7 protein-coding genes are annotated in these 8,979 nt (G+C 68.3%); 1 reads left to right on the top strand and 6 read right to left on the bottom strand.

The genetic code is table 11. The annotated features are described in order from the left end of the window. The 4 genes from I71_RS09535 to I71_RS09520 form a co-directional block, all read right to left on the bottom strand. Positions 1-1,287: ABC transporter permease subunit (locus I71_RS09535; RefSeq protein WP_244433732.1), on the bottom strand; the 1,287-nt coding region annotated here is incomplete at its 3' end. Between the two features lie 16 nt (positions 1,288-1,303). Beyond that, positions 1,304-2,419, bottom strand: a complete 1,116-nt coding sequence (locus I71_RS09530) for an ABC transporter ATP-binding protein (protein WP_042694263.1) — start codon at positions 2,417-2,419, stop codon at positions 1,304-1,306. Positions 2,420-2,530: 111 nt separating this feature from the next. Next, positions 2,531-3,613, bottom strand: a complete 1,083-nt coding sequence (locus I71_RS09525; protein ID WP_042694261.1) for an ABC transporter substrate-binding protein — start codon at positions 3,611-3,613, stop codon at positions 2,531-2,533. Between the two features lie 64 nt (positions 3,614-3,677). Continuing rightward, the gene (locus I71_RS09520; RefSeq protein WP_042694259.1) at positions 3,678-5,099 is read right to left on the bottom strand and encodes an FAD-binding oxidoreductase; all 1,422 of its coding nucleotides are present in this window, start codon (positions 5,097-5,099) and stop codon (positions 3,678-3,680) included. Between the two features lie 279 nt (positions 5,100-5,378). Between I71_RS09520 and I71_RS34900 the strand changes: the two genes are divergently transcribed. Continuing rightward, on the top strand, positions 5,379-6,317 hold the full coding sequence (locus I71_RS34900) for an exonuclease domain-containing protein (protein ID WP_049976015.1): 939 nt from the start codon (positions 5,379-5,381) through the stop codon (positions 6,315-6,317). 25 nt (positions 6,318-6,342) lie between these two features. On the opposite strand, the gene I71_RS09510 is transcribed toward I71_RS34900, so the two are convergent. Continuing rightward, positions 6,343-8,046: a methyl-accepting chemotaxis protein gene (locus I71_RS09510; protein ID WP_042694257.1), complete on the bottom strand. Its 1,704-nt coding sequence runs from the start codon at positions 8,044-8,046 to the stop codon at positions 6,343-6,345. Between the two features lie 417 nt (positions 8,047-8,463). Continuing rightward, positions 8,464-8,979, bottom strand: a 516-nt coding sequence (locus I71_RS09505; RefSeq protein WP_042694255.1) for a hypothetical protein, incomplete at its 5' end; no start/stop codon positions are given.

Raw genomic sequence — 8,979 nt, 5'->3', positions numbered from 1 at the left:
CAGCATGGCGCCCTTGCCCCGCATCTGGCTGCGCACCATCAGGAAGGCGGCGGGGACGCCGATCGCCATCGCCAGCAGGCCGGTGCCGAACGCCACCACGATGGAACGCCACAGCGCCTGCATCCAGATCGGCGAGTCCAGCAGCTGCTGGTACCATTGCAGCGTGAAGCCCGACGGCGGCCAGGCGAGGCCGCCCTTGCCGAAGGACAGCGGGATCATCAGGAAGGCCGGCAGGCTGATCAGCGCCAGCAGCAGCCAGACGAAGCCGGTCAGCGCCAGAGGCTGCTCGGCCCGACCGCGGATGGGATGGCGGCGCGGCAGCAGGCCGATCACCGCGTCGCTGGCCGACCCCAGCAGGCCCAGCACGCGCCCGCCCAGCCGCCGCATGGCGGTGTCGCGGTTGCGCACCACGGCACTCTCGCCGGTCAGCGAGGCGAAGCCGAAGACGCGGTCATACAGCACGAACACCACCAGCACGACCGTCAGCAGCAGCACCGAGATGGCGCCGGCCAGCCCCCAGTTCAGCGTCTGCTGCACCTGATCGACGATCAGCTGGGTGATCATCGTCTCCTTCCGGCCGCCCAGCAGGGCGGGCACGATGAAGAAGCCGATGGCCGACACGAAGACCATGATCGCCGATGCGGCGACGCCCGGCAGCGACAGCGGGAAATAGACGGTCCAGAAGGCGGTGCCCGGACGCGCGCCCAGCGTGCTGGCGGCGCGCGGCAGGGTGCGGTCGATGTTCTCCATCACCGCCAGCATGGTCATCACCGCCAGCGGCAGCATGGCATGCACCATGCCGACCAGCACGGCGCCGAAGCCATAGAGCAGGTCGAGGGGGCGGTCGATGATGCCCAGCGACATCAGCGTGCTGTTGACGACGCCGTTGCGGCCGAGGATGACGACCCAGGCGAAGGCACGCACGAGGAAACTGGTCCAGAAGGACAGCAGGACCCAGAAGATCAGCCGGCTCTTCGCCGGCCCCTTGGCGACGGAGATCAGGTAGGCGACCGGATAGGCTGCGACCACCGCGACCAGCGTCGTCGCCAGCGAGATCTTCAGCGTGATCCACAGGACGGTGACATAGAGGCTGGAGGCGAACAGCTGGGCATAGGGCGCCAGCGTGAAGCCCTGGCCGTTGTGGATGCTGAGCGCCAGCAGCTGCCCGACCGGGAAGACCAGGAAGGCGACGAGCAGCAGGACGAGCGGAGCGCCCATCAGCACCGGCTTGCGCCAGGCGGGCGGAGGCGAGTGGCGTTTGGCGCCGGGGGCGTGGGTCATGGTCATCGACTGTCCGGCCATCTCACGCCGTCCCCGCCACGCGGGCGGCATCAGCAATCACCACGGCGTCACGGCCGCTCCAGGACAGCGTCAGCACGTCGTCGATGCGGACCGCGTCGTCGTCGTTGCGGGTGGGGAAGGCGGCGACCAGCGGCGGCAGCTTGCCGTCCAGCGGTTCCATATAGACCTTGGTCAGGCTGCCGGTGACCATCACCTCCGACACGCGGCCCTGCAGGCCGTCGGAAGCGCTTCCGCCCTTGCGTGCGACCGTCAGGTTCTGCGGCCGCACCATCACGCGCACCTCGGTGCCCGGCGGCAGGTCGTTGCCGTTGGCCAGCGCCCGGCCGGGAACGCCCCGCGTGCCCAGCCCGATCTCGACCTCGTCGCCGCTGCGCCTGCCCAGGGCGGCGGGGAGGATGTTTGATTCCCCCAGGAAATCGGCGACGAACAGCGAGCGCGGCCGGAAATACAGGTCGGCCGGCGTGCCCAGCTGTTCGATCCGCCCGGCATTCATCAGGCAGATGCGGTCGGACATCGTCATCGCCTCTTCCTGGTCGTGGGTGACGTAGACGACCGTCGTTCCCAGCTCCCGGTGCAGGCGCTTGATCTCCAGCTGCATGTGCTCGCGCAGCTTCTTGTCGAGCGCGCCCAGCGGCTCGTCCATCAGGATGATCGACGGCTTGTAGACCATGCAGCGGGCCAGCGCGACGCGCTGCTGCTGGCCGCCCGACAGCTCGCGCGGGTAGCGGCCGGCGATGTGCGGCAGATGCACCATCTCCAGCGCTTCAAGCGCGCGCCGCTTGGCCTCGGCCGCCCCCACCTTCCGCATCTTCAGCGGGAAGGCGATGTTCTCCTCGATGGTCATGTGGGGGAACAGCGCGTAATTCTGGAACACCACGCCGATGTCGCGCTCATAGGGCGGGGCGTAGGTGACGTCCTGCGAGCCGATGCGCACGCTTCCCTCGTCGGGCGGCACCAGCCCGGCCAGCAGGCTGAGCAGCGTCGTCTTGCCGGAGCCCGACGGGCCGAGCAGCGTCAGGAATTCGCCGTCGGCGACGACGAGATCCGTCGGGGCGAGCGCCACGAAATCACCGTAGTGCTTGGCAAGGCCCTGGACGGAAAGGCTGGAAGAAGACATGCGCGCCTCCTCGCGAAGGGGGTGGGGCCGAAGGGGAATGGGGTGCTCGAAGACGGGGGCGCCAGACGGGGGCGGGGGCGCCGCAACGGCATCCCCCACCCCCGCCGTGCCTCAGCTCAGCAGCCAGGCATTGTAGCGCTCAAGACCCTTCTGCTGGTTCTTCAGCCAATAGTCGGCGTCGATGTGCAGGCCCTTCTCGATGTTGGCCGGGAAGGTCGGACAGTCGGCGGCGATCTTCGCGTCGATGTGCTTGAAGGCGTCCGGCTGGGTCACGCCGGCCGGGAAATACTTCACCAGCTCCGCCTGCCGCTTGGGATCGGAGGCGAACTTGATGAACTGGCGGCAGGCGTCCGCATTCGGCGTGCCGGCCAGGATCGCCCAGTTGTCGAGACCCCAGATGTTCTGGTCCCAGACGATGCCGACCGGCGCACCGGCGGCAATGGCCGCCTGCGGACGCGACACCCAGGTCGGCACCATGTCCACTTCGCCCGACAGCAGCATCTGCTCGACCTGCGCGCCGCTGGTCCAGAAGACGGCGATGTCCTTCTTGATACGGTCCAGCGCCTTGAAGGCGCGGTCGAGATCGCAGGGATAGACCTGGCCGGTCGGCACGCCATCGGCCATCAGCGCCTGTTCGATGGTGTCGAACGGGTGCTTGCGCAGGGCGCGGCGGCCGGGGAAATTTGCGACGTCGTAGAAATCCTTCCAGGAGGCCGGCGCCTTGCGGCCCTTGAAGGCATCGGTGCGGTAGGCCAGCACCGTGGTGTAGACGTTGGTGCCGACGCCATATTCGGACATGTATTGCTTGGGGATCGAGGCGATGACCGGGTCGCCCTCCAGCCCATGCTTCTCCAGCAGCGGCTTGTCGCCGCCGGTCAGCATCAGGATGGCCGGCTGGCTGATCTTCGCCATGTCCCAGGTGTAGGACCTGGCTTCCACCATCGAGCGGATCTGCGCCGTCGGCTCGGCATTGGCCTGGACGCCGACCACCTCGATGCCGGTCGCCGCGGTGAAGGGTTTGTAGAACACCTCGCCATAGGCCTTGGTGTAGATGCCGCCGTCGTCCCGCACGACGATCCGCTTGTTCTGCGCGCGGGCCGGGCTCCAGATCGCCGGCATGGCAAGTGCGGCCGTGCCGGCGGCGCCGGCTTTCAGCAGGGTGCGGCGGGACCAGCCGGATTGGCGGATGCTCATGTCGGAACTCCTCTTGGTGGGCCGGAACGGCGAAGAAACGGCGGAAGAAGGAACGGAACGGGCCTCAGCCCGGCGGCAGCAGGCGGCCGGGATTGAACAGGTTCTGCGGGTCGAGCGCCTGCTTCACCGCGCGCATCAGCGCCAGTTCGGCGGCGGGCTTGTAGCGCGCCATTTCGCCCAGCTGGACGCGGCCGACGCCGTGCTCGGCGCTGAAGGTGCCGTTCAGCCGGGCGGCCTCGTCGTTCACCGCATGGCGGATGGCGGCGGCCAGCGCGTCGCGGTCGGCAATGGCACTCCACTCCTCGACGGTGAAGAAGGGAATGAAGTGGACGTTTCCGTCGCCGAGATGGGCGACGACGATCACCGGCAGGTTGGGCACCAGCGCCCGCACCGCGGCGGTCGCGGCGTCGATGAAGGCGGGAACGGACGACAGCGGCACCGCGCAGTCGGTGGTCAGGCCGACCCCGGCCTTCTTGTTGGCCTCCGACACGCTGTGGCGCACCTCCCACATGGCGTGGCGCTGGGCGTCGCTGGCGGCGAGCGCCGCGTCGGTCAGCAGGCCGTCGCCGAAGGCATCCTCCAGGATCGCCTGAAGCTCGGCGTCCAGCGCGTCGCCGTCGCTGTTGTCCGACAGCTCGATCAGGACATGCCAGTCGGCCGGCGTCTCGATGGGGCTGCGGCGGCCCGGAACCTGTTCCACCACCAGATCGAGCTGGAAGCGGTTGATCATCTCGAAGGCCGACAGCCGGGCGCCGCAGCGCTGCTGCACGCGGGTCAGCAGGGTCAGCGCATCGGCCGGAGCCGCCATCCCGACCCAGGCAACGGCATGGCGCGTCGGCAGCGGATGCAGCTTCAGCGTCGCCGCCGTGATGACGCCCAGCGTGCCTTCCGACCCGATGAACAGGTGCTTCAGGTCATAGCCGGTGTTGTTCTTGCGCAGACCGTACAGGCCGGACCAGATGGTGCCGTCGGCCAGCACCACTTCCAGCCCCAGCACATTGTCGCGCGTGTTGCCGTAGCGCAGGACGGACGTGCCGCCGGCGTTGGTGGCGATGGTCCCGCCGATCTGGCAGGATCCCTCGGCGCCCAGGCTGACCGGATAGAGCCGCCCCGCCGCCGCCGCCGCATCCTGCACGGTGGCGAGCACGCAGCCGGCCTCGACCTCCATCGTGCTGTTGACCGGATCGATGCTGCGCACCGCGCGCATGCGCGCCAGATTGAGGATGACCGGCGCGGGGCCGCTTTCCCAGGGGGTGGCGCCACCGCACAGGCTGGTGTTGCCGCCCTGCGGCAGCAGCGGAATCCCGTGCCGCGCGCAGCAGCGCACCACCGCCGCCACCTGTTCGGCAGTCGCCGGCCGGACGAGGCAGAGGGCCGGCCCGCGGTAGCGCCCGCGCCAGTCTTCCGTCGCCGCGTCCAGATCGGATTTGGATGTCAGAACGGCGTCGGCGCCGATCAGGCCCGACAGCTCAGCGATCACGTCCACACGCGATCTCCTTGATCTGTATGGTGTCCGTTTCAGTAATCGTTATTCGATTACAACGACTGTAATATGATACTTCGTGATTGGTGCTCCAACAATCCACTTTTTGCATGGAGGCGGAATTTTTGGTTAGACGTTGAAATATCCCGGATGAGAGTGCTGGAACGCGGCATTGGCCGACGGCCTCGCGACGGAGCGCGCACTCGACCGGCGGTGGCGGGGCCGCCTATAGTCGCCCGGTGTGTAACATGGCAGGGCACTCCTGCCCCGGGACGAGAGGTCATGAACCGTACCATCGACACAGTGCCGGCCCTCCGGTCGGCAGTGGCGAAGCCCACCCGGACGCAGACCGCTCCCCGCCGCTTCGTCGTCATCGACTGCGAAACCACCGGACTCTCGCCGGCCGGCGGCGACCGCATGGTCAGCTTCGCCGCCATCGAACTGGCGGAGGCGACCCCGACCGGCCGCTGTCTCAGCCTCATCGTCAATCCGGGACGCAAATCGAACCTGCAGGCGCTGAAGGTGCATGGGCTGCCGGATCACCTGCTGCGCCACCAGGACCCCTTCCACAGCGTCGCCCAGGACATCCACGGCTTCCTGGAGGGTGCGGTGCTGGTCGGCCACAATGTCGGCTTCGACATCGAATTCCTGCGCCATGAGTTCCAACTCTGCGGCATGTCCTGGGCGCCGGGTCCGTCGCTCTGCACCATGCAGCATGCCAGGGCGCAGGTCGCGGGGCGTGCGTCGCTGGATGCGGTGGCGACGCTGTTCGGCATCGATGTCGGACTCCGGGCGCGCTTCCACGGCGCCTTCGTCGATGCCGAGATCACCAGCCGCCTGTTCCAGAAGATGATCCTCGGCAGTGCCGAGATGCTGGCGGTTCCCCATCTGGCGCCGACCAACCGGATCGACCCGCCGCCGCTGGTCCGACAGCCGGCCGCTCCCATCACGCACGGCATCGCCGGTTATGCCTTCGCCGTCACCGGCGACCTGACCGGCCTGTCGCGCGAGGGGGTGATGGCACGCATCCGGGCGCTGGGCGGGTTCTGGCATCACAGCGTCCGCAAGGACACCGACTATCTCGTCGTCGGCCATGCCCCCGGCGCCACCAAGCTGGACACCGCCGCCGCCCGGCGCGCCAAGTACGGCAAGCCCGACACCATCGACGAGGCGCAGTTCTTCGCCATGATGACGGCATCCGGCGCCGGACAGCACGGCTGACGTTCCGCCCACGGGCAGGGCCGCGTCAGGCCGCGCGGACCTCGCCGATGAAGGCGTGGATCCGCTCGCGCAGGCGGTCGGAGTCGCGGGACAGGCTGTCGGCGGCGCCCAGCACCTCGCTGGCCGCCTGCCCGACCTGCCCGGCGGAACTGCTGACCTCGGCGATGTTGCCGGTCACCAGATGGGATCCCTGGGCGGCCTGCTGGATGTTGCGGCCGATTTCCTGGGTGGCCGCCGTCTGTTGCTCGACCGCTGCGGCGATGGCACCGGCGATGGCATCGACGTCGTTGATGGTGCGGCCGATGGTCTGGATGGCGGTCACCGTTCCGTCCGTCACCGTCTGGATCTCGGCGATCTGGCTGCCGATCTCCTCGGTCGCCTGGGCGGTCTGGGTCGCCAGCGCCTTCACCTCCTGCGCCACGACGGCGAAGCCCTTGCCGGCTTCCCCTGCCCGCGCCGCCTCGATGGTGGCATTCAAGGCCAGCAGGTTGGTCTGGCTGGCGATGTTCTGGATCAGGCTGACCACGTCGCCGATCCGCTGGGCGGCCTCCACCAGCCGGGTGACCAGCGCGTTGGTCCGCTCGCCCTCCTCCACCGCATTGCGGGCGATGGCGGCGGCGGCGTTGACCTGCCGGCCGATCTCGCCGATGGAGCTGCCGAGCTGTTCCGATGCCGCGGCGACGGTGGCGACATTGGCCGAGGATTGCGCCGTGGCGGCGGCGACGGTCGCGGCCTGCTCCGTCGTCTGCGAAGCGATGGCGGTCATGGTCTCGGCATTGCCGCGCAGATGGCGCGCGGCCGACGCCACCGCCTGCACCACGTCCTGCACATCGGCGTCGAAGCGGTCGGCCAGCGCCCGCATGGCGGCCTGCCGGTCGCGTTCCGCCTGCAGCTTCTGCGCCTCGCGCTCCTCCTGCAGGGTGCGCATGGCAAGGCCGTTGCTCTTGAACACCTGCAGCGCGCGGGCGAGCAGCCCGACCTCGTCCCGGCGTCCGGCGCCCTGAACATCAACCGCGAGGTTGCCGTCGGCGATGGCCGTCATGTCGGCGACCAGCCGGTGCAGCGGCCGGACGACGAAGACCACGATGATGGAGCCGAACAGGCCGAAGGCGACCAGCAGGCCGACCCCGGTGACCCCGTACAGGCGGGTCATGACGCTGGCCGACAGCGCCATGGCCCGTTCCTCGGCGCGCTTGGTCTCCTCCAGGCTGTGCTCCACCCGCTCCGACAGCGCCATGGTCAGCTTCTGCCGAACCGGGCGGCCGACATCGATCGACACGCGGATCGCGCTGTCGGTGTCGTAGGCGCGCGCCAGTTCCACCGCCTTCTGGGACACCCGTTCATACTCGCCGACGATGGACTTGATGCCGGCGATGGTCTCGCGGTCGGCCGGGGCCTCATAGGCCGAGGCCAGCCGGTCGATGGCGGTCAGCGCTTTGCCGATGTTGTCCTTGTAGATCGCGAAGGCGGCATCGATGCGCTCGCGCGTGCCGGCGACCAGGGCGTTGGCTTCCGCATCCATCGCATCGCCCATGGCCGACTGGATCTCCAGCGCCGCCGACAGCCGTCCGGCCACCACGTCGGTCACACGGCTGGTGGAGGCGGTCAGGTCGACCAGCGCCGACCGGGCGGTCCAAACCACGCTGCCCATGACGGCAAGCAGCAGGACCGCCGGAATCAGCAGCTTGTGAACCAGTTTCCGGTTGGAAAGCCAGAGGTGCAGGGACATGGGATGTCTCATTTTCAAGGAAATGGAGCAGGCACGGCGGCGGCTTTCTGCACACGGCAGCCAGCGGCAGAGGGAGCAGGAATTCCCTCAGGCAAGTTTAATTGTTATGCGATTGCTTTGACCGAAATATGATACGCAATTATTCGTCACCGAACAATCGGTTTTCTTTCCGACCCTACGGTACCAACGGCGGAGTCAACGCGCCCGCCGTTATGCGTCGAACGCACAGAGGGGCAGGCTCGGCGCCGTCACGTGCAGGGTCGGGCCGAAGCGACGGCGAACTGCCGCGGCATCGCTTCAGGAGGGCTTGTCGTCGGAAGCGCGATGGTCAGCAGCCTGGGTCTGTCCGGTGCTCATCGAGACACCGGACAGACCCAGGCTTTTGGCTTTCCATGCGAGGTGGTCCTTCCCCCGCTCTCAACCGAGGTTGATGTCGGAGAGCGAGAGGACCGTGCCGTTGTAGACGCCGAGCAGCCGGACCTCGGTGGCGGCCACCTGGCCATCGCCGTTGCTGTCGACCACCTGGTAGAGAGCGGAGCTGCTGCCGTTGTTGCCCAGAACCAGCATGCTTGCACCAGCCGACGAGTTCGTCAGCGTTCCCAGCGCCGTGCGGAAGTTGGCGAGGGTCGCATCCGTCAGGCTGCCGCTGACGACCGAGGTCAGGCTCACCAGCTCGTTGGAGCTGACGTTCACGCCGTTGGTCGCCGCAGAGGCCGTCGAGAGCGAGGCATCACCGTTCTTGTCCGCATCGGTCCGGGCCGCACCGGTCAGCTGCACCTTGTCGGTGCCCGACTGGAAGTTCGAGACCGAGACGAAGCCGCTGTTCGCGCCCAGCGCCGAGATGTCGGTGAAGGACGAGTATACGACCGTGTCGGTGCCGCCGCCCGGGGCCAGGGTCAGGCTGTCGCCCGTACCGGCCTGGAAGCGGATGCC

Source organism: Azospirillum sp. B506 (assembly GCF_000333595.1).
GTDB lineage: Bacteria > Pseudomonadota > Alphaproteobacteria > Azospirillales > Azospirillaceae > Azospirillum.
The sequence above is the reverse complement of the archived record's forward strand: the minus strand, read 5'-3'. Positions and strand labels throughout refer to the sequence as shown.